The organism is Pseudomonas sp. SDO524_S393, from assembly GCF_054071875.1.
Map to the genome: position 1 here is coordinate 14,315 of NZ_JBSVVZ010000064.1, position 25,232 is coordinate 39,546.

Genomic DNA, 25,232 nt, shown 5'->3' on the forward strand with positions numbered 1-25,232 from the left:
CCGGTGGCGACCGCATTGAAAATGGATGTCTCAAGGCGGCGCTGTCGAGCAGGCAGGCCTTGGAAACCGTTAGGAGAATTCTGACGAGACGGCCTGTTTGTAAGAATAAGACCTGTCCCAAAACGCCCGGCTTGCTGTCAGGCAGGCGTCAAGGGCGGCCGAGTTCCACCTTGACCACCACACGCCGGTTCGGCGCATAGCAGGCAATTTGCTGCGCACGGTTGCCGTAGCAGCTGTACACCACCGGTTCACGGTTGCCGGCGCTGGAGGCGCTGACGATGGATTCCGGAATGCCCTTGTTGATCAGCAGTTGGCGCAGCGTGTCAGCCCGCTGCTGGCCCAGTTGCTGGTTTTTGGCTTCGTCGCCGATGGGGTCGGTATGGCCGATCACCTGAACATTTTTGACCTGTGCATCGTCCTCATGCAGGTCGTTGATCAGGCGCGCAATCGCCTGATGCCCGGCCTTGGAAATATCCCCCGCACCGGCTTTGCCGAACGCAAACAGCACGTCGCTGGCCAGTTCGTAATGCTTGAAGCGCGAATCGTCCACCAGGTAGTCGTAATGCCGGCAAGCTTCGACAGACGCCGCACGGGACACGGCGTGCACTTGGGTGCGCGAGGTGGTGAGTTCGGCCTCGGCGGCGTCGCGGGCGACGGGCAGCGGGAAGGTGCTGCCGTCTTCGCGCACGCGCAGGTAATAGGTCTTGCCGCCTTGCAACGTGGCCTGGTACAGGTCGCTGTGCTTGCCTTTGTAGGTCGGCATATCGTCCAGGTAAGCGCCCAGGGTATGGGTGCCCGGCGCCACGCAGAATGTACTGTGGCCACCCGGCAGCAGGCCGGTGTGGAACTCACGGTCCACGTACACATGGGCCGCGCCTTTGCGCTGCACCCCGCCGAGGGTGCGGTAGTACACCACCTGGGCCTGGTCTTCGCCGATGGCCGCCACCGGTTCGTAGGTGGCATCAAACACTTTGCCCGCCACGGGCGCAGGGATGTTGGCCAGGGCCGGTAGATTGAACAAGGCTGCGCCGATCAGCACGGCGGCTCGGTTCCGGTTAAGTAAAAACATGGGCGTCACTCCGCCGTGGCCACCAGCGAACCGGTGACGGATTATCGAGTCGAGAAAAAGGCCGCAAACGCACAGCGCTTGCGGCAAAGAACGGGAAGCCCGAAGGCCTCCCGGAGCGGGCTGTGCGTGAGGGCCTTACTGGCCGCTCACGTCCACGCGAACCACCACACGACGGTTGGGCGCGTTGCACGCCACTTGCTCGGCCTTGCTGCCGTAGCATTCGTCGGTCACGGGCTCGCTGCTGCCGGCGCTGCGGGCAACCACGGCGGTGGACGGAACGCCACCGTCGATCAGCAGGCGACGCACGGTTTGCGCGCGCTTGAGGCCCAGGGCCTGGTTGGCCTGGTAGGAACCGATCGGGTCGGTATGGCCAACGACGACTACACGGTCGAGCTTGGCGTGTTCGCGATTGAGCTGGGTGACCAGCTCCAGGATCGCCACGCGGCCACGGCTGCTGATGTCCTGGTAGCCCGACTTGCCGAAGGCAAACAGTACGTCACTGGACAAGGCGTAGTCCTTGAAGGCCTCGGCCGGTTTGTCGACGAAGTTGCACTGCTGCACCTTGGAGGCACGGGACAGTGCCTGCACCTGGGCACGGCTGCCGGCCAACTCACGCTCGGCGTCGGCACGGTCTACGGACAATGGCGCGCCGTTGCCGTTCTCACGCACTTTGAGGAAGTAGGTCTTGCCGCCTTCCAGCTTGGCCGAGTACAGGTCGGTGGTCTTGCCACGGTAGCTGGGCGCATCCCCGAGGTAAGCCCCGAGGGTACGGCTGCCCGGCTCCACGCAAAACGCGGTGTAGCCGCCTGGCAGCAGGCTGGTGTGGAACTCACGGTCAACGTAGACGTTGGCCGCGCCACGTTGCTGGCCGTCGGTACCACGGTAGTAGACCACCTGGGCCTGGCCGTCGGAGACCGGGGCCACCGGCTGGTAACCGTTGCCGAACGGCTGGATGGCCGCCGACTGGTAAGTGTATTGCTGGTCTGCTTGAGCCAGAGGCATCGCGCAGACGGCCGCCGCGAACAGCGCAGCGGTAAGGGTGTTGTTGCGTGTAAACATGATCAAAACTCCGCACGGGTGCCGCTGGGCACCCGGGCAAAAAAAGTAAAAGACAATTGAGAGAGGCAGTCACCTGCCTGGGCAAACCTGGGCACCCGAGCCCCGGGACAATCCCCGGGGCCGGGTGGGCCGGCTTACACCAGGTTGGTGGTGACGCCGTCCTGAACCAGCAGTTGTGCGTCCTGGGACGAGTGTTGGTAGACGTTGTAAACCACGCCCGCCACCGTCGCGGTGCCCGCACTGGCCCAATCACCCGGATCGGTGCCGTCCGGCAGCAGATCCGCGAGGTTGACCACGTCGCCGGCATTGCCCTTGATCATCATCTGCGTGCTGTCATCGCCGGTGAACAGGCTGTTGCCACCCTGTGCCAGCACATCGCTCAGCGACAGGTTCAACGTGTTGTTGCCCGTGCCGGTGATATCGATGACTTCCATCGACGTCACCTGGCCTTCCGCCAGGGCGGTCAGGTCGAGGACCTGGTCGGCGCCGGTGAGGGTCAGCGTGTCGATGGCGTCGGTGCCTTCGGCTTCGACGGTGAGTTCTTCGCCTTCGGCCACTTCGATGAGTTGGTCGGCGGTGGAGAGGTCGTCTACCTGCTCCTGCAAGCTCGCAATAGCTTCTGGAACAGTGGACTCATCGCCGACAATGATGTTGTCCACCTTCATTGATTGGCCGTTGTTAGGCTGCGCTCGATCCTGAACAATCTCAAACTTGGTGAACGTATCCCCATTCGGCAGAGTGATGCTGGTAAAGCCACTTGGATCGCCCTGACGGATCTGATGAGTGTAAACAAGAGTGTCACCATCAAAGAACTCAATGCGCCCCAACACGGTACCATCCGGCACATACGTACTGCTGTCACCCACATATTGTTTAGCAGTGATTTCCAACGCAACAGTACGAGCGGACTCACCTTTTAAATCCACTTCAGCCCTTACTTCCCCGTAATAATCCCAGCCAGGGTAATTACCATTTTGGAAGAGAAGATGACTACCGACACTAACAAACGGCGTGATCGTACCCGCTGGAGTTGCAAGATCATCCACACGAGTAATTGCAATCCCCCCAAGATCAATGATATCGCCTTTAGAAATACTATTATCAACTGGCCCGAAATCACTCACGATAGAGAACGCATTCACACTAACTGTAATGTTATCCACCCTCATTGATTGGGCGTTGTTAGGCTGCGCTTGATCCTGAACAATCTCAAACTTGGTGAACGTATCCCCATTCGGCAGAGTGATGCTGGTAAAGCCACTTGGATCGCCCTGACGGATCTGATGAGTGTAAACAAGAGTGTCACCATCAAAGAACTCAATGCGCCCCAACACGGTACCATCCGGCACAGTCGTATTGCCGCTATTCACATATTGTTTAGCAGTGATTTCCAACGCAACAGTACAAGCGGACTCACCTTTTAAATCCACTTCAGCCCTTACTTCCCCGTAATAATCCCACTCAGTGTAATTACCATTTTGGAAGAGAATATGACTACCGAAACTAATAAACGGCGTGATCGTACCCGCTGGAGTTGCAAGATTATCCATACGAGTAATTGCAACCCCCCCCAAGATCAATGACATCGCCTTTAGCAATAATATTATCAAATGGCCCAAAGTTATCGAAAATAACCGGCCGATGAAAAACACCCACCAAATCAAACTCAAACAACTCACTCTCCGGCCCGGTATTACCCGCCGCATCGGTCGAAGTTGCCGTGAGCGTATAAGCCCCCAACTCCAGCGGTTCAGCCGGTTCAAACGTCCAGGCACCGGTGGTGGCGTCCGCCACAACACTGCCCAGTTCCACACCGTTGGCGTAGATCGTCACCAGGGCGCCCGGCTCCGAAGTGCCGTTGATCACCGGTGAACGGTCATCGGTTTCGCCGCCGTTGAGAATGGTCTCCGGCAGGGACGGGGTGCCCACACCCACGTCATCGCTCAGGGAGGAGATGACGGTGACCGGGCCCGTGGTGTCGACGATCACGGTCCAGGGCGCAGACGGCGCGCTGGCGTTACCGGCCGGGTCGCGGGCGATGACCGTCAGGTCGTGCTTGCCGTCGTTGAGTGGCGTGGTCGGCGTGTAGCTCCAGGTGCCGTCCGGGTTGACCTTGGTCGTGCCGATCAGGGCGTCGCCGTCGAGGATTTCCACGGTGTCACCGGGATTCAGGCCGCTGCCGCTCAGGGTCGGGGTGGTGTCGTCGGTGGTGTCGCCGTTGCCGATCGGGCCCTGGATGCTGCCCACGTCGTCACTGGCACCGCCAATCGCCGGAGCGGTCGGCGCGGTGGTGTCGATGATGGTTTCGAACACCGGGGTCGGGTCGCTTTCGCCGCCGGCCGGGGTGGTGGCCGTCGCGGTCAGGTTGTGCGCGCCTTCACCCAGGACGGGCGTGGTGAAGCTCCACTGGCCGGTGGCGCTGGCAATCACGGTACCCAGTGGGGTAGCGCCATCGTAGATCGTGACGGTGGCACCCGGGGTGGCTTGGCCGTTCAGGGTCGGAGTGGTGTCGTCGGTGGCCTGGCCGCTGGTCAGGTTACCGGTGACGGTACCGACGTTGTCCTCTACGGAGGTGATCGAAATCACGACCGCGGTGGTGTCGACGATAAAGTCCATCGCCGGGCCCATAGCACCGACGTTACCGGCTGCGTCCACAGCCTGGGCGGTCAGCGAGTGCGGGCCGTTTGCCAGAGCGGTGGTCGGGGTGAACGTCCAGGCGCCATTAGTGCTGGCGGTGGTGCTGCCGATCAACACGTTATTGTCGTAGATGTTCACGATGGAACCTGGTTCGGCCATGCCTTCGAACGTTGGGTTGGCGTCATCGGTGATGTCGCCAGACTCGATCAGGCCGGTCTCGTTACCCACGTCGTCACGCAGCACCTGGCCGGTCGGTGCGGTCGGTGCAGTGGTGTCCACGGTGATCGGATAGACACCGGTGGCCGGGCTCAGGTTGCCGGCGGCGTTTTCCGCCTGGGCGGTCAGGCTGTGATCGCCTTCTTCCAATGGGGTGGACGGCGTGAAGCTCCACTGACCGCCCACCACGGTGGTGCTGCCCAGCAGGGTGTCGCCGTCGTACACGTAGATGATGTTGCCGTCTTCACCGGTACCGTTGATGGTCGGGGTGGTGTCGTCGGTGGTCGAACCCATAGGCAGCGGGCCCTGATTGTCGCCCTGGTCATCGACCACGCTGATGATGGCCGGTGCGGCAGGGGCGCCGCCAGCGATCACTTCCAGCTCGAAGGCCGGGGTGGGTGCACTGACGTTGCCGGCCGCATCGGTGGCAGTCACGGTCAGGGTGTGGTTACCGTTGCTCAGTGGCAACTCAGGGGTAAAGCTCCAGCTACCGTCTTCACCGGCCATAACGCTGCCGATGGCCGTGCCGTTGTCATAGATGGTCACCAGGGAACCGGCTTCGGCGGTACCGGAGAGGTCAGGACGTGCGTCATCGGTGATGTCGCCCGAGGTCAGTTCGCCGGTCACGGCGCCCTGGTCATCGATCACCGAACCGAGGGTCGGTGCAACCGGCGCCTGGGTGTCGACGATGATGGTGATCGGGTCGGAAGGCTCGCTTTCGTTACCCGACGGGTCTTTGATGACCACAACGATTTCGTGGTTACCCTCGGCCAGCTCTTCGCCTGCCCCCGGGGTGTATTCCCACTTGCCGTCGTCGCCCACCACAACGCTGCCGATCGGCGTGCCGTTGTCGATGATGGTGACGATGTCGCCAGGCTCGGCGCCGCTGCCGCCAAAGGTCGGTGCGGTGTCGTCGGTGCTGTCGCCGTCGCCGATGATGCCGGTGACCGGGCCGACGTCGTCGGTGATGATTTCAATACCGCCCGCGCCTGGAGTTGGCTTGGCCGGAGGGGTGGTGTCTTCGACGATGATCACGGTGATCGGGTCGGACGGCTCGCTTTCGTTGCCGGCCGGGTCTTTGATGACCACTACGACTTCGTGCGGACCTTCGTCCAGCGCCGGATCCGGAGTGAACTCCCACTTGCCGTCGTCGCCAACGACCACGCTGCCGATTGGCGTGCCGTTGTCGATGATGACCACGGTGTCGCCCGGCGTTGCGCCGCCGCCAGTGAAGGTCGGGGTTTTGTCGTCGGTGCTGTCGCCGTCGCCGATGCTGCCCTGGACCGGACCTTCGTTGTCGATGATGTCGCTGATGCCACCGTTGTCCGGGCCTGGTTTTTCCGGCGCGGTGATGTCGATAACGATAGGGAACGGTGCCGAAGGCACACTGATGTTGCCGGCTGCGTCTTCAGCGGCGATGGTGAATGCGTGATCGCCTTCTGCCAGTTCGGTTTCCGGGGTGAATTCCCATTTGCCGTCAGCGTCTGCGATGGCGGTGCCGATTTCCACGTCATTGTCGTAGATGTGCACGATGGCGCCCGCTTCAGCGGTACCGCTGAGGGTCGGGGTGGTGTCGTTGGTGCTGTCGCCAGCGGCCAGCAGGCCTTCGTTCGGCGCGGTGTCGTCGTATACGCCTTCGATCAGCGGAGCCGCCGGGGCCACGGTGTCGACGATGATGACGTGGCCAGGCGAACCTTCGCCTTTGTTGCCATCGGCATCGACCGGAACGATCACGATGTTGTGAGAACCGTCGGACAGGCCCGGCTCTTCAGGGGTGAAGGTCCACTTGCCGTCTTCGCCCACCGGCGCGGTGCCGATGACTTCGCCGTTGTCGACGATTTCAACGCTGGTGCCAGGCTTGCCGATACCGGTGAAGGTCGGGGTTTTGTCGTCGGTGGATTCGCCGTTGCCAATCAGGCCTTGTTTGTCGCCCACGTCATCGGTCACGCCTTCGAGCGAGCCTTTGTCGCCGTTGCCGCCGCCCACTGGCGCGTCCGCGTTGTTGTCTTTGTCTTTGTTATGAACGGCGGCATACACGCCACCGAGCAAGCCCAGTGCGCCCAGGCCCAGCAGGGCTGGCCAGAACCAGCCGATACCGGCTCCGGCGACCAGGCCATTGCCAAAACCGGTCAGGGGTTGCGAGCCCAATACTTGGGCAGACTCCGCGCCGTCGTACAGGTAGGCAGCCGAGCTGTCCTGGTCAGCGTCAGAGGAGATGTATTCGTAGTAGGAACCGTCTTCGGCCAGGCCGACCAGTTGGCCGCCGCTGCCTTCGAAGTTTTCGATGATCAGTTGCGCCTGGTCCGGGTCGGTGCCCTCCAGGGCGATGTGCAGGTTTTTGCCCACACGCTTGATGGTGAGGTTTTCCGGCGCGAAGCCTTTTTCGCCCTCGCCAATGATGTATTTGCCACCCTGTACCGCTTTGATGCGTACAGGAAGACCGGTTTTGGCGGCACCGAGGTCCACCGTTTGGGTAATTGTCTTGCCGTCTACTACGGCGACATTCACAGAGTTAGCGTTCACGTTTTCTGCCTTTGAGTTAGTCAGGATTGCGTACACCGGTTCATCCGGCATTCCTATCAACCAAGCCACTCCGTTAAGAGGAATCCTTGGGATGTCGGAATTCTCCGCAAACGACGTAATTGGCAATATAAGAACTGTCTCAAAACCCCCACAGGCTTAAACATTAAAGGCGACGCAGCCTTATGAATCGCGCCCAAACAAAAAACCCGCACGCGGCGGGTTTTGAGCAACTAACACGGTGAGCGGCAGGCTGTCTTTGAGACTTGTCTCAAAGACCTTTCATGGTTTTGTATTGGGACAAACGCTTGAACAAGTCCATGTCGCTGGTGACGCCCAACTTGCGGTAGGCGGCCAACTTTTGCGTGCTCACGGTTTTAAGGCTGCGGTTGAACATCTCGGCGATGCGCGTCACGGTCAGGCCGCTGATGCACAGCCGCAACACTTCACGCTCGCGCAACGATAATGAAGCGTGGGAGGCCAGGGCTTCTTCCGCGCCGGTGACTTCCCACCAGCCGGCGACGGCGTCATCTTCCTGGGCCACCACAATGCTGGAACACAGGTAGCGCTGGCCGCAGGCCAATAATTCAATGGCCTGAATGAACACTCCCAGCGGCTGGCGCTTGCACACCACGCCCTGCACGCCGGCCGCCAAGAGCAGCATGGCGACCCGGGGGTCGGCCTCGGGCACCAGGACCAGCACCCAGATCTGCGGAAACTCGGCGCGCACGGCCTTGATAAAGTCGTGCGCGGCGTTGTTGGCCAACTCGTTGTCCATCACCAACAGGTCCAGCTGGCCACGCTGGATCGCGCGCCAGGCGTTGTCCGTGGTGTCGAACAGCCCCGTTACTTCAATACTGGCCTGGTCGGCCAGGTGGTATCGCAACCCCTGACGGACCACTTCATGTTCATCCAGCACCCCCACCCTTATTAACCCAGACATCACACACCTCGTCTTCCCAGGAATTCAACCTGCATCCTTGTATCGCACGGCCTAAACCGTCTAACGCCGTATTTAAATTATGGCTTCGCCGACATCGGCGAATACCCCGAGCAGGAATTAACGGATAACTCATCCGTTCCCCAAAAGGCCTCTTACACTTACGCTGCACAGCGCAGGGTTGGACCGATGGAACTACGGTAGTGGCTTGGAAAAAAAATGGCTCTAAGAACTGTCTCAATAAAAACAACGGAGCATTCCATAAGCACGCCCATGCAATTGAGACATTTCTTAAATATCCGACGCCCTGGGGGCGCACACACTAAAGAGGTACTGACTTGCGCCAACCTCTGTTGTTGGCCTCATTCAAAATTTCCGGAGCCTTATTATGTTGGCCTGTATGCCTGTGCGTTTCGTTCGCCAGTTTCCCTTGTTGTGTGCGTTGAGCCTTAGTTCATTGGTACTGTCGGCGCACAGCAGTCCACTCACCCGCGACAACGGCGCGTTAGTGGGCGATAACCAGAATTCGCAGACCGCAGGCCCCAACGGCCCGGTGTTATTGCAAGACGTGCACTTGATTCAGAAACTGCAACGTTTTGACCGCGAGCGCATTCCCGAGCGCGTGGTGCATGCGCGCGGTACCGGTGCTCACGGGGTGTTCACCGCCAGCGATAACCTGCTGGACCTCACCAAAGCGGCACTGTTTACCACCGGCACCGTCACCCCGGTGTTCGTGCGGTTCTCCTCGGTGGTGCACGGCACCCATTCACCGGAAACCCTGCGCGACCCCCGAGGCTTCGCCACCAAGTTCTACACCGCCGAAGGCAACTGGGACCTGGTGGGCAATAACTTCCCGACGTTTTTCATCCGCGATGCACTCAAGTTCCCCGACATGGTCCACGCGTTCAAACCCGACCCGCGCACCAACCTGGCCAACGATTCGCGCCGCTTCGATTTCTTTTCCCACGTACCGGAAGCCACCCGCACCCTGACCGAGCTGTATTCCAACAACGGTACGCCCGCCAGCTACCGGGAAATGGATGGCAACGGCGTGCATGCCTATAAGTTCGTGAACGCCAAGGACGAGGTGAGTTACGTCAAGTTTCACTGGAAGAGCCTGCAAGGCGTGCGCAACTTCACCCCGGAAGAAGCCACCCGCGTGCAGGGCGCCGACTTCAGCCACATGACCCTCGACCTGATCAAGCACATTGAAAAGGGCGAGTTCCCGAAGTGGGACCTGTACATCCAGGTGCTCAAGCCTGAAGAACTGGCCACGTTCGATTTCGACCCACTGGACGCCACCAAAGTCTGGCCCGACGTGCCCATGCGCAAGGTCGGACAGATGGTGCTCAACCGCAACCCGGCCAACGTGTTCCAGGAAACCGAGCAGGTGGCGATGGCCCCTTCCAACCTGATCCCCGGCATCGAACCTTCGGAAGACCGCTTGCTGCAAGGTCGGCTGTTCGCCTATGCCGACACGCAGATGCATCGCCTGGGCGCCAACGCCCTGCAATTGCCGATCAACGCCAGCAAGGCGCCGGTGGACAACGGTAACCAGGACGGTGCGATGAATGCGGCCTCGACCCTCACCGGCATCAATTACCAACCGAGCCGCTTGTTCCCACGTGAGGAATCTTCCGCGGCGCGTTACAGCATGCTCCTACTGACCGGCAGCACCCAGCAGGCCAAGATCCAGCGCGAACAGAACTTCAGGCAGGCCGGTGACTTGTACCGTTCCTTCAACAGCAAGGCGCGCAAGGACCTGATCCACAGCTTTGGCACTTCCCTGGCGCAGGCCGACACCGTGAGCAAACACCACATCCTGTCGTTCCTCTACAAGGCCGACCCGGAATACGGCACCGGCGTGACGGATGTGGCCAAAGGCGACATGGATCAGGTGAAAAAAATGGCCGCGCTGTTAAGCGACTGAGCCTTCCCTCGACGGCCGCTTAGGCCATAACCCCACAAGGCCTGCGCTCACTGCGCGGGCCGTTTTTTTATCGCGACAAGGTGCAACATGGATTTCAAGCTCGATCAACTGATTCAACACAGCGAGGCCTGGCTACCCGTCATTCTGGAACACAGCCTGAACATTGCCCTGGCCGGCGTCACACTGGTACTGGGCTGGTGGTTCATCAGCACGGTGACCCGGCGTATCGGCGAGGTGCTGGGCAAGCGCAGCGTCGACAAAACCTTGCAGAGTTTTGTCGGCAGCCTGGTAAAGATCGCGCTGAAGATCATGCTGGTGATCAGCGTGGCGTCGATGGTCGGCGTACAGACCACCAGCTTCGTCGCCGCCCTGGGCGCAGCGGGCCTGGCTATCGGTCTGGCGTTGCAGGGCAGCCTGGCCAACTTCGCCGGTGGCGTGCTGATCCTGCTGTTTCGCCCATTCAAGGTGGGCGACAGAATCGAGGTGCAGGGCGTGTATGGCACGGTGGATGCCATTTTGATTTTCCACACGGTGATTCTCAGCACCGACAACAAGCGGATCGTGGTGCCCAATGGCAGTCTGTCGAATGGCGTGGTGGTCAATTTTTCCAGCGAGGCCACGCGCAAAGTGGTATTCGACGTGGGCGTGGACTACAGCGCCAACCTGGACAGGGTTCGCCAGGTGTTATTGGGCCTGTGCAACGACCCGCGCATACATCAAGACCCGGAACCTGTGGTGGTCGTGACCACACTGGGCGACAGCGCGATCACCGTGTCGCTGCGCGTGTGGGTCGACAATGACGATTATTGGGATGTGCTGTATCGGCTCAACGAGAAAGCTCGCGATGCTTTGGCACAACAAGGTATCGGCATCCCTTTCCCGCAACGGGTGGTGACGTTGATTCAGGGTTGATTCGGCAGCGACGACATTTGTGGGCTGGTCGCGACTGGATCAATGAAAGCGCTTGGCCGTCAGGTAGCTTTTGTTCCAGTAGGTATTGCTCAGGGAATCGATGCGGATGGTCTTGCCAGTCCGGGGGGAGTGGATAAAACGATTGTTGCCGATGTAAATACCGACATGTTTGAGTTGCGCCGCGCCGTTGTGCTTGAAGAACACCGCATCTCCCACTTTCAATTGATGGCGCGCTACGGTCTTGGCATTCGATGCCAGCATTGTGGTGGTGGTACGCGGCAGCTTGATGCCCGCCTCGGTGCGAAACAGGTACACCAACAACCCGCTGCAATCGAAGCCGTCCTTGACCGAAGCACCGCCCCAACGGTACGGGGTGCCGATCAACTCGTGGGCCCGTGCCACCACGCTGCCCATCCGTGAATGGGTCTGCGCGGCCAGGCTGGAGTCATGGCGCAGGTAGCTGACCTTCATCTCGTCGGCGCGGGAGGAGGTCGCGAACAGGTACTCGAAAAAACAAAAAAGAGAGCCGACAGCCAACGTTAACTTGAACACGATAAACACCTTTAAATGTTTCAACAAAAAGAAGAAACACAAGGGTATTTATAAGAAACCTCCCAAAAAATGAGACTTGTCTCAGTAATCTTAAGACTGCTCTCAGGCCGACAAACGGAAAGTCCTACACCGAACGGCACGCAGGCAACCCCTTGCTGGGGCTGCCTCCCAGGGGGATCTAGAAGCGGTAAGTCACCGATCCGCCAAAACCGTTCGCGCTGTTTTCATACTTGGCGTCGTAGGTCAGCCCGAGCGCGGCCTGGTTCTGGCGCACCTTGATCGGCTCTTCCTTCAGGTAGGAATACGCCACGTCGAAGGTCAGGTTGTCGACCGGTGTCCAGCCCGCACCGAGGCTGAACACGGTGCGATCGCCCGTGGGAATGCGCACGGAGCGGTTGGTGTTGTTGGTCGGTGTCTGGTCGACCGAGAACCCGGTGCGCAACACCAGTTGCGTGTTCACCCGGTAGGCCGCGCCGATGGCGTGGGACCAGGTGTCATGCCAGTGCTGCTCTTCGGTGATGGAGTCCAGGCCGGCCAGCGCAACGGCCAGGTCGGACACACCGCTGTTGTTCACGGTGATTTTCTTCAGCTGGCTCCAGCGGGTGTAGGTGCTGCCCAGGTAGAGGGTCCAGTCATCATTCAATTGATGGGTGACAGAGAAGTCCACCGAGGACGGCGTGGTGACGTTCAGCTTGGCGTCGTAGCGCTGTGGCCCGCCGTCCACCAGATCGGTGAGGAAGCCTGAAGCGTTGGTCTTGCCGGTGAGGTGATAGACCACTTGCGAATGGTAGGTCACGCCGACACGGGTGCTGTCCAGGGCCTGCACCAGCAGACCGGCGTTAAAGCCAGTGGCGGTGTCGTCCCCCTTGATCTTGACGGTCTCGGTGCCCAGGCCGAAGGCGGGGACTTTGGAGTCCAGCTCGCCGCTGATCTTGTTGAAGGTCGGGCCGAAACCCACAGAGACTTTGTCGTTGAAGGCATAGCTGACCGTCGGCTGCACGGTGACGACCTGGACCTTGCTCTTGTTGCCGAAGCCATTGCCCTGGAAGCTGTGTTCATAGTCGGTCACCAGGCCGAACGGCGCGTAGATCCCCAGGCCGAACGCCCAGTGCTCGTCGATCGGCGTGACCAGGTAGCCCATCGGCACGGCGATGCCGGGGACCATGTCGCCTTTGTTGGTGCCGGGGTTGTCAGCGCCGCCCTGGGTGGAGCTGGCGTCTTTGATGTTGGATTTGGCATCGAGGTAGGTCGCGCCGATGCTCACTTCATTGCGCTTGAGCCGGGACATGCCCGCCGGGTTGCCGAACACGGTGCTGGCGTCTTCGGCCGAGGATGATCGACCGGCGTAGCCCGTGCCCATTGAACTGATGCTTTGTTCATTGAGCGCAAAACCACCGGCGAACAGTTGAGTGGAGGCAAGCGAAACGGAGAGCGCCAGGGCGCCTTTCAGAGTTTTTTTATTCATTATTAGGACTCGAATGATGGGGCAGCGATGGGAAAACTACCAACGATCGAGCGAGCCGATTATGAAAGGTTTTTCATGTTGCGGATTGTCCTACAATCCTATGTATTTCAATGACTTTTGCGGATTCAAGGTCGCGATTTATGACCTTTTGACCGGGTTGTGACTGGCCGGTTTCAAGCTTTAAAAGCTGTCAATTCAAGTACTTTTTGCCAAGGCAGCCAGTGCCCGCACCGGCTGCCTGCATGCGTTACGGGTTCCAGTATTTATTGGCCGCCGCGATGGTCGCGAACTCCGTCGCCACGACCTGGCCGATGCTGATCAACATGGCCGCGTCATTGGCATACACATCGCGCAACCGACCGCGCACCGCTTCGTCCGGCTGCGTGGCCTTGATCACCAGCCGCGCCATTTTGATCGCCAGCTCACGCCCTTCTTCAGGGGTGGCGGTGATCAGTGAATTGTTCGGTATCAGACTCATCAGGGTGTCCTCTTGTTATAGGCAGGGCGGCGGCTTACTGCCGACGACCGAATGAAACAGGATAGGCGGCAGAACGCGCGTTGATCATCGGATCTTGCGGCTCGATGCCAGCAGGTACGTTGTTGGGCAGGAACAGCAGGCTTTTCTGCGCGGCGACGTTGTCGGCGACGGCCCGGGTGATCTCAAGCGTGCCCAGTTCCACCACCGGGCGACTGTCTGGCCAGGCGATGGACGGGTCATCCAGCTTGTCGCCCTCGACCGCTTCCTGCACCACCAGTTTGAAACGCACCGCGTCTTTGGTGATGCGCTGGTGGATTTCGTCGCTCAGGTAATCCGGCTTGGCCTTGGCGGTTTGCGCTTCGGTCAGGAAGTGGCTGCCGCTGACCGGCAGGAACTGATAGCGGCCATAGGTGACAGTGCCCGCCGCATTGATGAACTTGAAGGTGTTCACGCCGTAGTACGGCAGCGTGGCAAAACTCTGTGGCGCAGGCTTGGGTGCGGTGAGGAATGCTTTGGCCACCGGGTGGGTGCCGAGGTAGCCATCCAGGGGCGTTGGTTTGGCCACGTCGGGGCCACTGGTGCCCAGGGCGATCAGCAGGTCACGGAAGTCATCGGCGGTGGGCGACGGAAAGCCGTTGAACGAATGGGCGACGATGTCGGTAGAGCCACCGTTGGGTAGCGCGAAACGAATCGCCAGGCCACGGGGGCTGGCCAGGCCGTGGTTGTCTGGAATGTCCGGAATCCCGGCAAAGTTGGAGAAGCGCACGGTGATCGGCACCGCCGTGGCCTGCAAATGCGGCGCCTTGCTGATGGACGCGGCGGAAGGGCTTGGGGTGAAACGCCCCTCCAGTACCACGCCCTTGGCGTGCACGGCACGGGCACCGGCATGCTGGCCGAACACGCCGTTCAAGGCATCGACCAATTGGGTGGGAGTGGACTGCTGGGCGGGCTGATCTTGTGCAACGACGTTGCCGATCAAGGTGGCGGCGAACGGCAACGCAATCAATAAACGCTGAGTTGTTTTCATCGAAGGACCTGCGGTGGGTGGGTGATTTCGGCGAATTCTAATCAGCTTACGACAATAATGACAATATATTTTGTCATTATTGTTTTTCCTCTGTCGCCCACACGTTATGACGGTATACTCGCCCTCTTCCTTCGCCAGCGAACCCTGCCTGCCGTGAGTACCAAAAGTGACATCCTGCATCTGCTGCAACGCGAACCCCTGACCGTGGTGCAGCTCTGCGAACACCTGTCGGTCACCCGCAATGCGGTGATCGTGCAACTCAAGCAATTGGAATCGGAAGGCCTGGTACGGCGCAGCAAGGTTCGCCCGCGCAACACCGTGGGCAAGCCGCCGGTGGTGTTCGAAGCGGCGCCGGGCAGTGAGGATGTGACCTCGACGGCTTACCAGGTTCTGTTGACCCAATTGCTGGCCACCCTCAGGGACCGCTATGACGCCGACGAGCTGGGGGATGTGCTGGAACAGACCGGTCGCCAGTTGGCCCAGCGCGCCGGTCTGGCCAACCCTGTGAGTTTCGACAGCGGCCTGCGCGCGGCCATGGCCGCCGCCGATGCCCTGGGCGCCAGTACCGAAGCCGTGCCCCATGAGGACGGTGTGATGGTGCGTAACTTCACCTGCCCGGTGGGCAGCGTGGTGCGCGAGGAACAATGCGCGTGCCGGGCGATGGCGGCGTTCTTTTCCGAAGCCACGGGCATGCCGGCCAGTGAGCAGTGTCTGCGCGAGGATCGCTTGATTTGCCAGTACTTGATCGAGCGGCGCGAAGCGTCGGGGGAGTGAATGCGCAACTGCGGCAGCGCAGCTTTTCGAAAGGCAAAAAAAAACCCGGAAATCCTCACTTGCGTGGGCCTTCCGGATTTTCTAAACCGCCAAATATGGTGGGTCGTGTGGGATTCGAACCTACGACCAATTGGTTAAAAGCCAACTGCTCTACCAACTGAGCTAACGACCCGCTGTGTGGTGGCGCGTATAATACTGATTTCTAAGGACTATTCAACACTTAATTTGAAATATTTCAAAAATAACGCGTTGGATCGGCTATTCCGGCCGCCTGGAAGCCCTCTGCACGCAGTCGGCAACTGTCGCATTTCCCACAAGCACGGCCGTCATCGTCTGCCTGGTAGCAGGAAACCGTCAGCGAGTAATCAACCCCAAGCCCTACACCAGCCTTCACGATATCGGCCTTGCTCAGGTTCTGCAGCGGCGCCTGGATACGGAAACCCTGCCCCTCTACCCCGGCCTTTGTCGCCAGGTTGGCCATGCGCTCGAACGACTCCACGAACTCCGGACGGCAGTCCGGATAGCCGGAATAATCCACTGCGTTGACGCCAATGAAGATGTCGCGGGCGTTGAGCACTTCAGCCCAGCCGAGCGCCAGGGACAGGAACACGGTGTTGCGTGCCGGCACATAGGTGACCGGGATGCCTTCACTCGGTGCTTCCGGCACATCGATGCTGCTGTCCGTCAGCGCGGAGCCGCCAATGCCATTGAGGTTCAAGCCGATCACCTTGTGTTCGACCACGCCTCTGTCGCGCGCTACGCGGGCAGCGGCGTTCAGTTCGGCACGGTGGCGCTGGCCGTAGTCAAAGCTCATGGTGTAGCAGCTATAGCCTTCAGCTTGCGCCATGGCTACCACGGTGGCGGAATCAAGGCCGCCCGAGAGCAAAATGACCGCGCGTTTTTGATCAGTGTGTTGTTCAGTCATGTCAGCGTCCTGGCTCGTCGTTCCAAAGGTATTTGTGCAATTGCAATTGCAGGCGGACCGGCAGGTTATCCGCCACCACCCAATCGGCCAGATCCCGCGCGTTCAAGTCGTGGTGGCTGGGAGAGAACAGCACCTCGCCAACGCGACGGTCCAAACCGTACTGGATGAGCTTGGAGTTGGCCCAATCGTAGTCATCGCGGGAACAGATCACGAACTTGACCTGATCGTTGGCAGTCAGCAGGTCCATGTTCTCGTAGCGGTTGCGATGCGCCTCTTTGGACCCCGGGGTCTTGAGGTCGACGACGCGGCTTACACGCGGGTCGACCGCCGAGATATCCAGCGCGCCGCTGGTCTCCAGGGACACCTCGTAACCGGCGTCACACAGCTGCTTGAGCAAGGGAATGGCATTGGGCTGGGCCAAAGGCTCGCCACCGGTGACACAGACGTAGCGCGGTTTGAAACCGGCCACCTGCTCCAGGATATCGTCGAGGGTGCGCACGGTGCCGCCACTGAAGGCGTAGGCGCTGTCACAGTATTGGCAACGCAAGGGGCAGCCGGTCAGGCGCACAAATACTGTGGGCAGGCCGGCCGTTCGCGTTTCACCCTGCAACGAGTAAAAAACTTCGGTGATGCGTAATGTGTCTTGCATAATCGCCACGGGCGTAACAGCTAAACAGGCTGTCCGCCTCCGTCAGGCACTTCAAGGGATCCCGTCAACGCGTAGACCCCAGGAAGCGTATTTCATAAAAGGGCGTGGATTCTAACGAAAAAACCCGCGTCAGGCGCGGGTTTCTTCTAAACGGGCTGTGCAGTTTACAAACGCTGCAGGTCCCGTTGGGCCAACTGGGCAGCGGAAGTGCCCGGATACTGGGCAACCACTTGCTGCAGAATGCCTTTGACCTTGTCGGTATGACCCAGGCGGCGTTCTACGTCAGCGAGTTTGTACAGCGAGTCCGGTACCTTGGCGTGCTTGGGGTACAACTGGCTGACCTTGGCGAAAGCCTGGCCGGCCCCCTGCAAGTCACCCTTGGCCAGGTTGACTTCGCCCAGCCAGTACTGGGCATTACCCGCGTATTGGCTGTTCGGGTATTTGCGCAGGAATGCGGTAAAGGCTTGGCTGGCCTTGTCGAAATCCTTGGCTTTGATCAGGTCGAAGGCTGCGTCGTAATACAGCTTTTCCTTCGCCGGATCACCCGGTTCGCTGCTGGCGGCAGAGGCTTGGCTTGCAGCGGCCCCTGCGGCTGCACCACCGGCAGCAGCGCTTGGCGCGCCACCGGCAGAAGAATTATCAGGAGTTGCGGCAGGTGTTACGCCGGCTCCAATACGTCGATCAAGATCCTGGTAACGCTCCAGGCCTTCTTGCTTCAGCTGGTTCACCTGGTTCTGCAGAACTTCAATGGTGCCTTGTTGCTGCGCCAATTGATCCTGCATGCGTTGCAGCTGATTGAAAAGTTCGCCCTGTGCCGAGGGAGCGGACGTTGCCGCCCCCCCAGCATAGGCGCCGCTCGTGCCATAACCCGCTGGCGGATAACTGCTCCCGCTATTGTTATAGCCAGAGTTGCTATCTTCCACAGGAACCGCAGCCCACACCGCAAGCGGTGCGAGGCTGAGGGCCAATACAGTCAGAGCACGACGGCACGTTCGCATGACGAATTACTTACGCAGTTCGACGCGACGGTTTTGAGCCCAGGACTGCTCGTCGTGGCCAGTAGCAACTGGACGCTCTTTACCGTAGGAAACCAGCTCCAGTTGAGCTGGCGAAACGCCTTGCAGTACCAGGTAGCGCTGAACGGCTTTCGCACGACGCTCGCCCAGTGCCATGTTGTACTCACGAGTACCACGTTCGTCGGTGTTACCTTCCAGAACAACGCGAGCGCCGTTAGCTTTCAGGTCCTTCGCGTGAACGTCCAGAGCGCGCATGGCTTCTGGCTTCAGGTCCGAACTGTCGTATTCGAAGTAGAAAGTGGTGATAGCGCGCAGAGCAGCTTCTTCGCTCAGGGAGCCGTCAACTGCACCAGTGTTGGCGCCGTAACCAGCGTTTGGATCAACAGCTGCGCCTTCACCGGCATTGTCGCCGCCTTTGGACGAGCAACCAACGGCTACGGACAGAGCCAGAGCCAGAGCAGCAAACTTACCAAACTTCAGCATTTCCATCGTGAAACTCCTAATGAACCCCAGTGTGTTAAGTAAAACGTGTTTCGCCGCGTCAGTTCAGGTAAGGGGACCAGGACGGTTCTCTGACTTCGCCTTGAGCGGTAGGAAGCGGGAGCCTCACGCGTCCATTAATGGACACGAGCATCAAGACTCCCCGGCCCTGCTGGCGGGTGGCGTAGATTACCATGGTGCCGTTGGGCGCAACAGTGGCTGACTCATCAAGGTTGGTATCTGTAAGGATTTTTACCGTTCCACGCTGCAAATCCTGGGCCGCAACCCGGAAATTAGTGAAACCATCCTGACGGTGAATCATCACCAACGTCTTTTCATCAGCCGAAAGCTTCGGGTTGGCGTTGTAGTTACCGATGAAAGTCACGCGTTCCGCGCCCCCACCGTTCACGTTCGCCTTATAGATCTGTGGTTTGCCGCCACGGTCCGAGGTGAAGAAGATGGTCGAACCATCCTTGCCCCAGAACGGTTCGGTGTTGATGCCCGGGCCACTGGTTACGCGGGAGATCTGGCGCGAAGCCATGTTCATCACGTAGATGTCCGGGTTGCCGTCCTTGGACAGCACGAATGCCAGGCGCGAACCATCCGGCGACCAGGCTGGAGCACCGTTGAGGCCTTCGAAGTTGGTGATCTGCTCACGACGGCCAGTGTCGATGTGCTGGACGAAGATGCGCGGACGCTTCTGTTCGAAAGATACATAGGCAATACGCTTGCCGTCCGGCGCAAAGCGCGGCGACAGGATAGGCTCACGCGATTGCAGCAGGGTCACCGCACGCGCGCCGTCGTAGTCCGAGCGCTGCAGGGTGTAACGCGTGTTGTCGACGGAAAAACGCTCAGCGGTGACGTACAGCAGACGCGTGGAGAACGCCCCCTTGATACCGGTCAGTTTTTCGAACGACTGGTCCGAGATGTAGTGCGCCATGTCCCGCAGTTGTTCGGCAGTGCCCGAAACGCTGCCGGTCAGCACCTGCTGCTCGGTCGCCACGTTGAACAACGCGTACTGGATCTGCAGGCGACCGCCGGCCGGCACGATGTTGCCGACCATCAGGTACTGCGCGCCCACGGCCTTCCAGTCACGGAAGATGACTTCGCTGGCCTGGGTCGGCTGGCTGATCATGTTGCCCTTGTCGATCGGGGCGTAGTAACCGGAATTGCGCAGGTCGTCGCTGACGATCTGCGCCATGTCATCCGGCAGCACGCTGCCGCCCTGCCAGCCGAACGGTACAACCGCGATCGGCGTGGCCCGATCGCTACCGCTGGTGACCAGGATGTTCTTTTCATCCGCCGCCGCTATCCCTGCCATACAGCAAATAACGACAAGCATTCCTCGAAGAAGGTTTCTCACAAGGCTAGATCCTCAGGTGTGAATGTCATCTTGAATGAACGATAGGGAGCGAAGTCGCTTGGTTTCATTCCCTGCATCTCGGTCAACCGGCCAATATTCTTGACCGCGGCAACCGCTGAACTGTCAAACGAAGCATCGCCACTGCCCTTCGCCACGCTGACCGAAGTCACCGTACCGTCCGGCAACATGCCGATCTGCAGCACGACTGTCATGCCTTTGCGTGCAGACGGTGGGCGTGTCCAGCCTTCGGCTGCCCGTGCCCGAATCAGGTCGTCGAAACTGCCCGCGACTTCATCGCCACGTTCATCGGCCAAGGCTTGCTGACGCTGCGGCGTGTCGGAAAGCAAATCTGCCAGGGCCTGGGCCTTTTTCTCTTCGGCGGATTTGCGTGCTGCTTCCTGGGCCTTTTTCTTCTGGGCATCGGCGGCAGCTTTCTTCTTCGCGTCCTCGGCGACCTTCTTCTTCGCCTCGTCTGCTTCAGCTTTTTTCTTGGCGTCTTCGGCGGCTTTCTTCTTCGCGTCTTCGACTATCTTTTTCTTGGCGTCTTCAGCGGCCTGTTTCTTGGCCTCTTCTTCAGCAGCCTTTTTCGCTTCGTCTTCGGCTTTCTTTTTAGCTATATCAGCCAATTGTTTCTCTTCGGCCTTTTTCGCTTCGGCAGCTTTCTCGGCTTTCTTGGCTTCATCAGCCTTTTTCGCCTCGTCGGCTTTCTTCGCTTCGTCAGCCTTTTTCGCTTCCTCGGCCTTTTGAGCCGCCTCTTCTTTCTTTTGTTCCGCAGCAGCCTTCACCGCTTCCTGCTCGACCTTTTTCTGTTCCATCTGCTCGACTTCAGTCTGGCGCGCAGCCGACTTCTGGGCCTCACCCGCAATCTTCTGATTGGTCTGGGTAGTGGCCTGACTTTTCGATTTCAGCTGATACAGGGTCGCCTGCACGATCGGCTTGGCTGGCGGCAGGTCCGGGGTCATGGCAAAGCTGACGAACAGCATGCCAAATACCAGGACGTGCAGGGCTATCGCCCAGACGCTGGGCCAGAAGTAGCTTTCCGAGGCGGACGGCTCTCGCTGTTGCTGCATCAGGGCGCCTCGGTAATCAAGCCAACGTTACCGACGCCGGCCTTCTGCAGCCCGCCCATGGCGCCCATGACGGAGCCGTAGTCGACCGCCTTGTCGCCGCGGATAAACACCTGGGTATGCTTGCCGCCTTCGTTGCCGGCGCGAATGATCTTGGTCACCGCATCGGTCATCGCCGGCAGGGTCATCGCCTTGTCCTGCTGCTTCTGGGTATCGACTTCGCTGCCAAGGTTCCAGTAGTAGGTCTTGTCGGACTTGATCGAAATGGTCAGCACCTGGGTGTTGTTGTCCTGGGGCAAGGCTTCGCTGGAAACCTTGGGCAGGTCAACCTTCACGCCCTGGTTGAGCATCGGCGCGGTCACCATGAAGATCACCAGCAGCACCAGCATCACGTCGATGTAAGGTACGACGTTCATCTCGGCGACCGGCTTGCGCTTGGTTCGAGCTCGAGTGATTAAAGCCATCGGGGAGTACCTGCTTATTCTTCGCTGGTGTGCACTTTACGGTGCAGGATCGCCTGGAATTCATCGGCGAAGGTGTAGTAACGGCCAATCAGGTTTTCGCCACGGGCGGCAAAACGGTTGTAGGCGATAACGGCAGGAATAGCCGCGAACAAGCCGATCGCGGTGGCGATCAGGGCTTCGGCGATACCCGGGGCCACGGTGGCCAGGGTGGCTTGCTGAGCCTGGGCCAGGCCACGGAAGGAGTTCATGATCCCCCATACGGTACCGAACAGACCGATATACGGGCTGACCGAACCTACGGTGGCCAGGAACGGCAGGCTTTGCTCAAGCTTCTCTTCTTCACGGGAGATGGCGACGCGCATGGCGCGGGCCACGCCTTCCATGACCGCTTCGGGGTCGACGCCCGGTTGCTGGCGCAGGCGCGAGAACTCCTTGAAGCCGGCGCGGAAGATCTGCTCCACGCCCGAATCCGGGTCGGGGTTGCTGCCGGCCTGGCGATACAGTTTGGACAGGTCGATACCCGACCAGAAGCGCTCTTCGAAGCTCTCCAGGGCACGTCGACCGGCACGCAGCAGGTTGCTGCGCTGAAAAATCATGACCCAAGAGGTAACCGATGCGGCTACCAGGGTCAGCATGACCAGTTGAACCACAACACTGGCATTGCTGACCAGGCTCCACATGGAGGAATGGTCGACGACGGTAGGTTCCACGCTAAATCTCCTGCTTTGATTGTTTACCCGCGCCGCTTGCGTCGGCAAAGGCCGCACGCAGAGCTTCGGGAATGGCCCGGGGTTTCAAACTATGGGTGCGCACACAGGCCACCAGGAACTGCCCCTCACAGAGCAGCGTTGCATCCGTTGCCCGCCTGACCTGCTGCTTGAAGCGCAGGCTGGCACGGTTCAATTCGATCACTTGCGCACTGACCAGCAATTCGTCGTCCAGCCGCGCCGGCGCGTGATAGCGCGCCTCGCTGGAATGCACGACGAACAACAGGTCCTCCCCTGCCAGCTGGGATTGGGCAAAGCCCAGCTCCCGTAGCCGCTCGGTTCGAGCCCGCTCCATGAACTTGAGATAGTTGACGTAATACACGATGCCGCCAGCATCGGTGTCTTCGTAATAAACGCGACAGCGATGTGCGAACGACTGATCCCCGTTTTGCGCGCGCATACTCTAGTGCTTACTCCTCAGGTTGCCAATCCGGCCTGCCACTGTTTTTTCATTCTCGCTCTTCATTCTGAAGAATATTTCCAGCGACTGAATGACGACACTCGCCACTAGGACAGCACAAACTTCGGATAAATCGACTGGCGTGGCGTTTTTAATCGTCCACTGCATCGAGGAATTCGTCTACCACGGGCATCTCCCCCAATCGTGACGGAATGTTTAATCCGAAGTGCAGGTACGCATGACGCGTGACGACCCTCCCCCTTGGGGTCCGCATGATGTAGCCCTGCTGGATCAGGTAAGGCTCCAGCACATCCTCGATGGTATGACGCTCCTCGCTGATGGCCGCAGCCAGGCTGTCGACGCCCACCGGGCCGCCGTCAAACTTCTCGATCATGGTCAAGAGTAGACGCCGATCCTGATGATCGAAGCCATGCTCGTCCACATCCAGCAGGTTCAAGGCCAGGTCCGCCACCGCCTTGGTGATATGCCCTTTGGCGCGTACTTCGGCGAAATCGCGCACACGGCGCAGCAGGCGGTTGGCGATTCGCGGTGTGCCACGGGCACGACGAGCGACTTCAAACGCGCCTTCCGGGTCCAGCGGCAAGCCGAGGATGCTCGCAGAACGGCTAACGATGGTCGCCAGGTCCGCCGTGCTATAGAACTCAAGACGTTGGACGATGCCGAAACGGTCTCGCAGCGGGTTGGTCAACATGCCTGCTCGGGTGGTCGCCCCTACCAGGGTGAACGGCGGCAAGTCGAGTTTGATCGAGCGGGCGGCCGGGCCTTCGCCGATCATGATGTCGAGCTGGAAGTCTTCCATGGCCGGGTACAGCACTTCCTCGACGATGGGCGAAAGCCGGTGGATTTCGTCGATGAACAGCACGTCATGGGGCTCAAGATTCGTCAGCAGCGCCGCCAGGTCGCCCGGGCGCTCCAGCACCGGACCGGAGGTGGACTTGATCGACACCCCCATTTCCTGGGCAATGATGTTGGCCAGGGTGGTCTTGCCCAGCCCCGGCGGGCCGAAGATCAGCGTATGGTCCAGAGACTCGCTGCGTCCGCGCGCGGCCTGGATGAACAGCTCCATCTGCTCGCGCACGGTGGGCTGGCCGATGTAGTCGGCCAGGCTCAGGGGGCGAATGGCCCGGTCCTGGAGTTCTTCACGGTCGCGCGGGCCAGTGGCCGCGATCAGACGGTCAGCTTCAATCACTTAAATCATTCCCTTCAGGGCGCGGCGGATCATGTCTTCACTGCTCAGGTTCTTGTCCTTGATGGCCGACACCGCCTTGCTGGCTTCCTGGGGCTTGTAGCCCAGGGAGATCAGCGCGCTGACGGCATCGCTTTCGGCGCTGGCCACCTGGCTCGCCGGCATATCCGGCTGATTGGGCACCAGAGCGAACATGCTCGGTACCACCTCCCAGGCCTTGAAGCGGTCTTTGAGCTCCACCAACAGGCGCTCGGCGGTTTTCTTGCCGACGCCGGGCACCTTGGTCAGCGCCGAGGTGTCCTGGGCCGAGACCGCACGCACCAGTTCATCCACTTCCAGGCTCGACATCAAAGCCAGCGCCAGCTTGGGGCCCACACCATTGAGGCGAATCAGCTCACGGAAGAAGTCGCGGTCGCGCTTGCCAATGAAACCATAGAGTAGTTGCGCATCCTCGCGCACCACCAGATGGGTGTGCAGGGTAATGGGCTCACCGACCGACGGCAGGCGATACAGAGTGGTCATGGGCACTTCCAGCTCATACCCCAACCCGTTTACATCCAGTATCAGGTGCGGCGGCTGTTTCTCAGCCAGGGTGCCGCGCAAGCGTCCAATCACGGTTAGATCCTTAAAGCTTGGAGGTCAGAACAGGCCTGACCGCAAATACCAGTTGCGCTGATGCTATCAGAGACGCAGGCGCCCGCCACGACTGCGTGCCGTGCCGAGGCCGTGGGGCAACAGGCTGGAACGGGTATGTGCGTGGCAAATGGCGATGGCCAGGGCGTCGGAGGCATCGATTTGCGGTTTGGCGGTGAGTTTGAGCATGTGCATGACCATCATCTGCACCTGCTCCTTGTTGGCACCGCCGGTACCGACCACGGCCTGCTTGACCTGGGTCGCGGTGTACTCGGAGATTTCCAGGCCCTCCTCGGCTCCGGCGACGATGGCTGCCCCCCGGGCCTGGCCCAGCTTGAGGGCCGAGTCGGCGTTTTTGGCCATGAACACTTTTTCGATGCCCATGGTCACCGGCCCGTAGGTCTGGATCACTTCACGCACGCCGCGATAGACGATCTGCAGGCGCTCGGCCAACTCGCCCGCGCCGGTACGGATGCAACCCGAGGCCACATAGATGCAGCCGCGCGGGGTCTGTTGCACCACGCCAAAACCGGTGATGCGCGAACCGGGGTCGATACCTAGGATTAAAGTCATAACGCCTGCAGAGTGGGAAAAACACAATTCTTGCGGCCAACATCGAACAACTGTGGGAGCTGGCTTGCCTGCGATGCAGACACCTCGGTGTTTCTGTCAAACCGAGGTG

24 protein-coding genes and 1 tRNA gene are annotated in these 25,232 nt (G+C 60.0%); 3 read left to right on the forward strand and 22 right to left on the reverse strand.

Going from position 1 to position 25,232, the window contains the following annotated elements; genetic code table 11:
• Positions 1 to 148: 148 nt before the first annotated feature.
• The 5 genes from ACW9IB_RS23445 to ACW9IB_RS23465 form a co-directional block, all read right to left on the reverse strand.
• Entirely contained in the window at positions 149 to 1,069 is a 921-nt protein-coding gene (locus tag ACW9IB_RS23445; protein WP_457415683.1) for an OmpA family protein, read from the reverse strand.
• 135 nt (positions 1,070 to 1,204) lie between these two features.
• The gene (locus ACW9IB_RS23450) at positions 1,205 to 2,128 is read right to left on the reverse strand and encodes an OmpA family protein (protein ID WP_457415684.1); all 924 of its coding nucleotides are present in this window, start codon (positions 2,126 to 2,128) and stop codon (positions 1,205 to 1,207) included.
• 134 nt (positions 2,129 to 2,262) lie between these two features.
• On the reverse strand, positions 2,263 to 3,678 hold the full coding sequence (locus ACW9IB_RS23455) for a hypothetical protein (RefSeq protein ID WP_457415685.1): 1,416 nt from the start codon (positions 3,676 to 3,678) through the stop codon (positions 2,263 to 2,265).
• Positions 3,671 to 7,504 (reverse strand): Ig-like domain-containing protein, encoded by a 3,834-nt coding sequence (locus ACW9IB_RS23460; protein ID WP_457415686.1) that lies wholly within the window; start codon positions 7,502 to 7,504, stop codon positions 3,671 to 3,673. The genes ACW9IB_RS23455 and ACW9IB_RS23460 overlap by 8 nt, the downstream gene beginning before the upstream one ends.
• Before the next feature lie 268 nt (positions 7,505 to 7,772).
• Positions 7,773 to 8,444, reverse strand: coding sequence for a LuxR C-terminal-related transcriptional regulator (locus ACW9IB_RS23465; RefSeq protein WP_457415687.1), 672 nt, complete (start codon positions 8,442 to 8,444; stop codon positions 7,773 to 7,775).
• A 397-nt stretch (positions 8,445 to 8,841) separates the two neighbouring features.
• Here ACW9IB_RS23465 and ACW9IB_RS23470 point away from each other — a divergent pair, with 397 nt between their 5' ends.
• Complete coding sequence (locus ACW9IB_RS23470; protein WP_457415695.1) at positions 8,842 to 10,371, forward strand: catalase; 1,530 nt, start codon at positions 8,842 to 8,844, stop codon at positions 10,369 to 10,371.
• An 87-nt stretch (positions 10,372 to 10,458) separates the two neighbouring features.
• A complete protein-coding gene (locus ACW9IB_RS23475; protein ID WP_457415688.1) occupies positions 10,459 to 11,283 on the forward strand; it encodes a mechanosensitive ion channel family protein in 825 nt (274 codons plus the stop codon).
• A 39-nt stretch (positions 11,284 to 11,322) separates the two neighbouring features.
• Here ACW9IB_RS23475 and ACW9IB_RS23480 read toward each other — a convergent pair whose 3' ends face one another.
• From ACW9IB_RS23480 to ACW9IB_RS23495, 4 genes are all read right to left on the reverse strand, one after another.
• Complete coding sequence (locus tag ACW9IB_RS23480; protein ID WP_457415696.1) at positions 11,323 to 11,697, reverse strand: C40 family peptidase; 375 nt, start codon at positions 11,695 to 11,697, stop codon at positions 11,323 to 11,325.
• A 316-nt stretch (positions 11,698 to 12,013) separates the two neighbouring features.
• Positions 12,014 to 13,300 carry an OmpP1/FadL family transporter gene (locus ACW9IB_RS23485; protein ID WP_457415689.1) on the reverse strand — a complete coding sequence of 429 codons (1,287 nt, stop codon included), beginning with the start codon at positions 13,298 to 13,300 and terminating at the stop codon, positions 12,014 to 12,016.
• Between the two features lie 247 nt (positions 13,301 to 13,547).
• Positions 13,548 to 13,778 carry a hexameric tyrosine-coordinated heme protein gene (locus ACW9IB_RS23490; protein WP_016973255.1) on the reverse strand — a complete coding sequence of 77 codons (231 nt, stop codon included), beginning with the start codon at positions 13,776 to 13,778 and terminating at the stop codon, positions 13,548 to 13,550.
• A gap of 34 nt (positions 13,779 to 13,812) precedes the next feature.
• Complete coding sequence (locus tag ACW9IB_RS23495) at positions 13,813 to 14,805, reverse strand: catalase family peroxidase (protein WP_457415690.1); 993 nt, start codon at positions 14,803 to 14,805, stop codon at positions 13,813 to 13,815.
• Positions 14,806 to 14,958: 153 nt separating this feature from the next.
• Here ACW9IB_RS23495 and ACW9IB_RS23500 point away from each other — a divergent pair, with 153 nt between their 5' ends.
• Positions 14,959 to 15,579: a helix-turn-helix transcriptional regulator gene (locus ACW9IB_RS23500; RefSeq protein WP_457367146.1), complete on the forward strand. Its 621-nt coding sequence runs from the start codon at positions 14,959 to 14,961 to the stop codon at positions 15,577 to 15,579.
• A 96-nt stretch (positions 15,580 to 15,675) separates the two neighbouring features.
• On the opposite strand, the gene ACW9IB_RS23505 is transcribed toward ACW9IB_RS23500, so the two are convergent.
• From ACW9IB_RS23505 to ruvC, 13 genes are all read right to left on the reverse strand, one after another.
• A tRNA-Lys gene (locus ACW9IB_RS23505) sits at positions 15,676 to 15,751 on the reverse strand.
• Positions 15,752 to 15,814: 63 nt separating this feature from the next.
• Entirely contained in the window at positions 15,815 to 16,504 is a 690-nt protein-coding gene (queC, locus tag ACW9IB_RS23510) for a 7-cyano-7-deazaguanine synthase QueC (protein WP_457415691.1), read from the reverse strand.
• A 1-nt stretch (position 16,505) separates the two neighbouring features.
• Positions 16,506 to 17,153 carry a 7-carboxy-7-deazaguanine synthase QueE gene (gene queE, locus ACW9IB_RS23515; protein ID WP_457367144.1) on the reverse strand — a complete coding sequence of 216 codons (648 nt, stop codon included), beginning with the start codon at positions 17,151 to 17,153 and terminating at the stop codon, positions 16,506 to 16,508.
• A gap of 164 nt (positions 17,154 to 17,317) precedes the next feature.
• On the reverse strand, positions 17,318 to 18,151 hold the full coding sequence (gene ybgF, locus ACW9IB_RS23520; protein WP_457415692.1) for a tol-pal system protein YbgF: 834 nt from the start codon (positions 18,149 to 18,151) through the stop codon (positions 17,318 to 17,320).
• Positions 18,152 to 18,157: 6 nt separating this feature from the next.
• Positions 18,158 to 18,658 (reverse strand): peptidoglycan-associated lipoprotein Pal, encoded by a 501-nt coding sequence (gene pal, locus ACW9IB_RS23525; RefSeq protein WP_034100156.1) that lies wholly within the window; start codon positions 18,656 to 18,658, stop codon positions 18,158 to 18,160.
• Between the two features lie 52 nt (positions 18,659 to 18,710).
• On the reverse strand, positions 18,711 to 19,991 hold the full coding sequence (tolB, locus tag ACW9IB_RS23530) for a Tol-Pal system beta propeller repeat protein TolB (protein ID WP_457367142.1): 1,281 nt from the start codon (positions 19,989 to 19,991) through the stop codon (positions 18,711 to 18,713).
• Between the two features lie 17 nt (positions 19,992 to 20,008).
• The gene (tolA, locus tag ACW9IB_RS23535) at positions 20,009 to 21,082 is read right to left on the reverse strand and encodes a cell envelope integrity protein TolA (RefSeq protein ID WP_457367141.1); all 1,074 of its coding nucleotides are present in this window, start codon (positions 21,080 to 21,082) and stop codon (positions 20,009 to 20,011) included.
• Positions 21,082 to 21,534, reverse strand: coding sequence for a protein TolR (tolR, locus tag ACW9IB_RS23540; protein WP_161549410.1), 453 nt, complete (start codon positions 21,532 to 21,534; stop codon positions 21,082 to 21,084). Before tolR ends, tolA begins: the two co-directional genes overlap by 1 nt.
• A 23-nt stretch (positions 21,535 to 21,557) precedes the next feature.
• On the reverse strand, positions 21,558 to 22,253 hold the full coding sequence (tolQ, locus tag ACW9IB_RS23545) for a protein TolQ (RefSeq protein WP_010208111.1): 696 nt from the start codon (positions 22,251 to 22,253) through the stop codon (positions 21,558 to 21,560).
• A 1-nt stretch (position 22,254) separates the two neighbouring features.
• Positions 22,255 to 22,710 (reverse strand): tol-pal system-associated acyl-CoA thioesterase, encoded by a 456-nt coding sequence (gene ybgC, locus ACW9IB_RS23550; RefSeq protein ID WP_457367140.1) that lies wholly within the window; start codon positions 22,708 to 22,710, stop codon positions 22,255 to 22,257.
• Between the two features lie 151 nt (positions 22,711 to 22,861).
• On the reverse strand, positions 22,862 to 23,920 hold the full coding sequence (gene ruvB, locus ACW9IB_RS23555; RefSeq protein WP_457415693.1) for a Holliday junction branch migration DNA helicase RuvB: 1,059 nt from the start codon (positions 23,918 to 23,920) through the stop codon (positions 22,862 to 22,864).
• Positions 23,921 to 24,532 carry a Holliday junction branch migration protein RuvA gene (ruvA, locus tag ACW9IB_RS23560; RefSeq protein ID WP_071489393.1) on the reverse strand — a complete coding sequence of 204 codons (612 nt, stop codon included), beginning with the start codon at positions 24,530 to 24,532 and terminating at the stop codon, positions 23,921 to 23,923.
• A gap of 66 nt (positions 24,533 to 24,598) precedes the next feature.
• Entirely contained in the window at positions 24,599 to 25,123 is a 525-nt protein-coding gene (ruvC, locus tag ACW9IB_RS23565) for a crossover junction endodeoxyribonuclease RuvC (RefSeq protein WP_457415694.1), read from the reverse strand.
• Positions 25,124 to 25,232: the final 109 nt, after the last annotated feature.

Excerpts from the sequence above, each read along its gene's own strand:
- ACW9IB_RS23470 (WP_457415695.1), top strand. The coding sequence starts at position 8,842 with ATGCCTGTGCGTTTCGTTCGCCAGTTTCCCTTGTTGTGTGCGTTGAGC.
- tolA (WP_457367141.1), bottom strand. The coding sequence starts at position 21,082 with ATGCAGCAACAGCGAGAGCCGTCCGCCTCGGAAAGCTACTTCTGGCCC.
- ACW9IB_RS23450 (WP_457415684.1), bottom strand. The coding sequence starts at position 2,128 with ATGTTTACACGCAACAACACCCTTACCGCTGCGCTGTTCGCGGCGGCC.
- queC (WP_457415691.1), bottom strand. The coding sequence starts at position 16,504 with ATGACTGAACAACACACTGATCAAAAACGCGCGGTCATTTTGCTCTCG.
- ybgC (WP_457367140.1), bottom strand. The coding sequence starts at position 22,710 with ATGCGCGCGCAAAACGGGGATCAGTCGTTCGCACATCGCTGTCGCGTT.
- ACW9IB_RS23485 (WP_457415689.1), bottom strand. The coding sequence starts at position 13,300 with ATGAATAAAAAAACTCTGAAAGGCGCCCTGGCGCTCTCCGTTTCGCTT.
- ACW9IB_RS23480 (WP_457415696.1), bottom strand. The coding sequence starts at position 11,697 with ATGGGCAGCGTGGTGGCACGGGCCCACGAGTTGATCGGCACCCCGTAC.
- ACW9IB_RS23495 (WP_457415690.1), bottom strand. The coding sequence starts at position 14,805 with ATGAAAACAACTCAGCGTTTATTGATTGCGTTGCCGTTCGCCGCCACC.
- ruvC (WP_457415694.1), bottom strand. The coding sequence starts at position 25,123 with ATGACTTTAATCCTAGGTATCGACCCCGGTTCGCGCATCACCGGTTTT.
- ACW9IB_RS23475 (WP_457415688.1), top strand. The coding sequence starts at position 10,459 with ATGGATTTCAAGCTCGATCAACTGATTCAACACAGCGAGGCCTGGCTA.
- ACW9IB_RS23455 (WP_457415685.1), bottom strand. The coding sequence starts at position 3,678 with ATGGATAATCTTGCAACTCCAGCGGGTACGATCACGCCGTTTATTAGT.
- ACW9IB_RS23445 (WP_457415683.1), bottom strand. The coding sequence starts at position 1,069 with ATGTTTTTACTTAACCGGAACCGAGCCGCCGTGCTGATCGGCGCAGCC.
- tolB (WP_457367142.1), bottom strand. The coding sequence starts at position 19,991 with ATGCTTGTCGTTATTTGCTGTATGGCAGGGATAGCGGCGGCGGATGAA.
- queE (WP_457367144.1), bottom strand. The coding sequence starts at position 17,153 with ATGCAAGACACATTACGCATCACCGAAGTTTTTTACTCGTTGCAGGGT.
- ACW9IB_RS23490 (WP_016973255.1), bottom strand. The coding sequence starts at position 13,778 with ATGAGTCTGATACCGAACAATTCACTGATCACCGCCACCCCTGAAGAA.
- ybgF (WP_457415692.1), bottom strand. The coding sequence starts at position 18,151 with ATGCGAACGTGCCGTCGTGCTCTGACTGTATTGGCCCTCAGCCTCGCA.
- ACW9IB_RS23465 (WP_457415687.1), bottom strand. The coding sequence starts at position 8,444 with ATGTCTGGGTTAATAAGGGTGGGGGTGCTGGATGAACATGAAGTGGTC.
- pal (WP_034100156.1), bottom strand. The coding sequence starts at position 18,658 with ATGGAAATGCTGAAGTTTGGTAAGTTTGCTGCTCTGGCTCTGGCTCTG.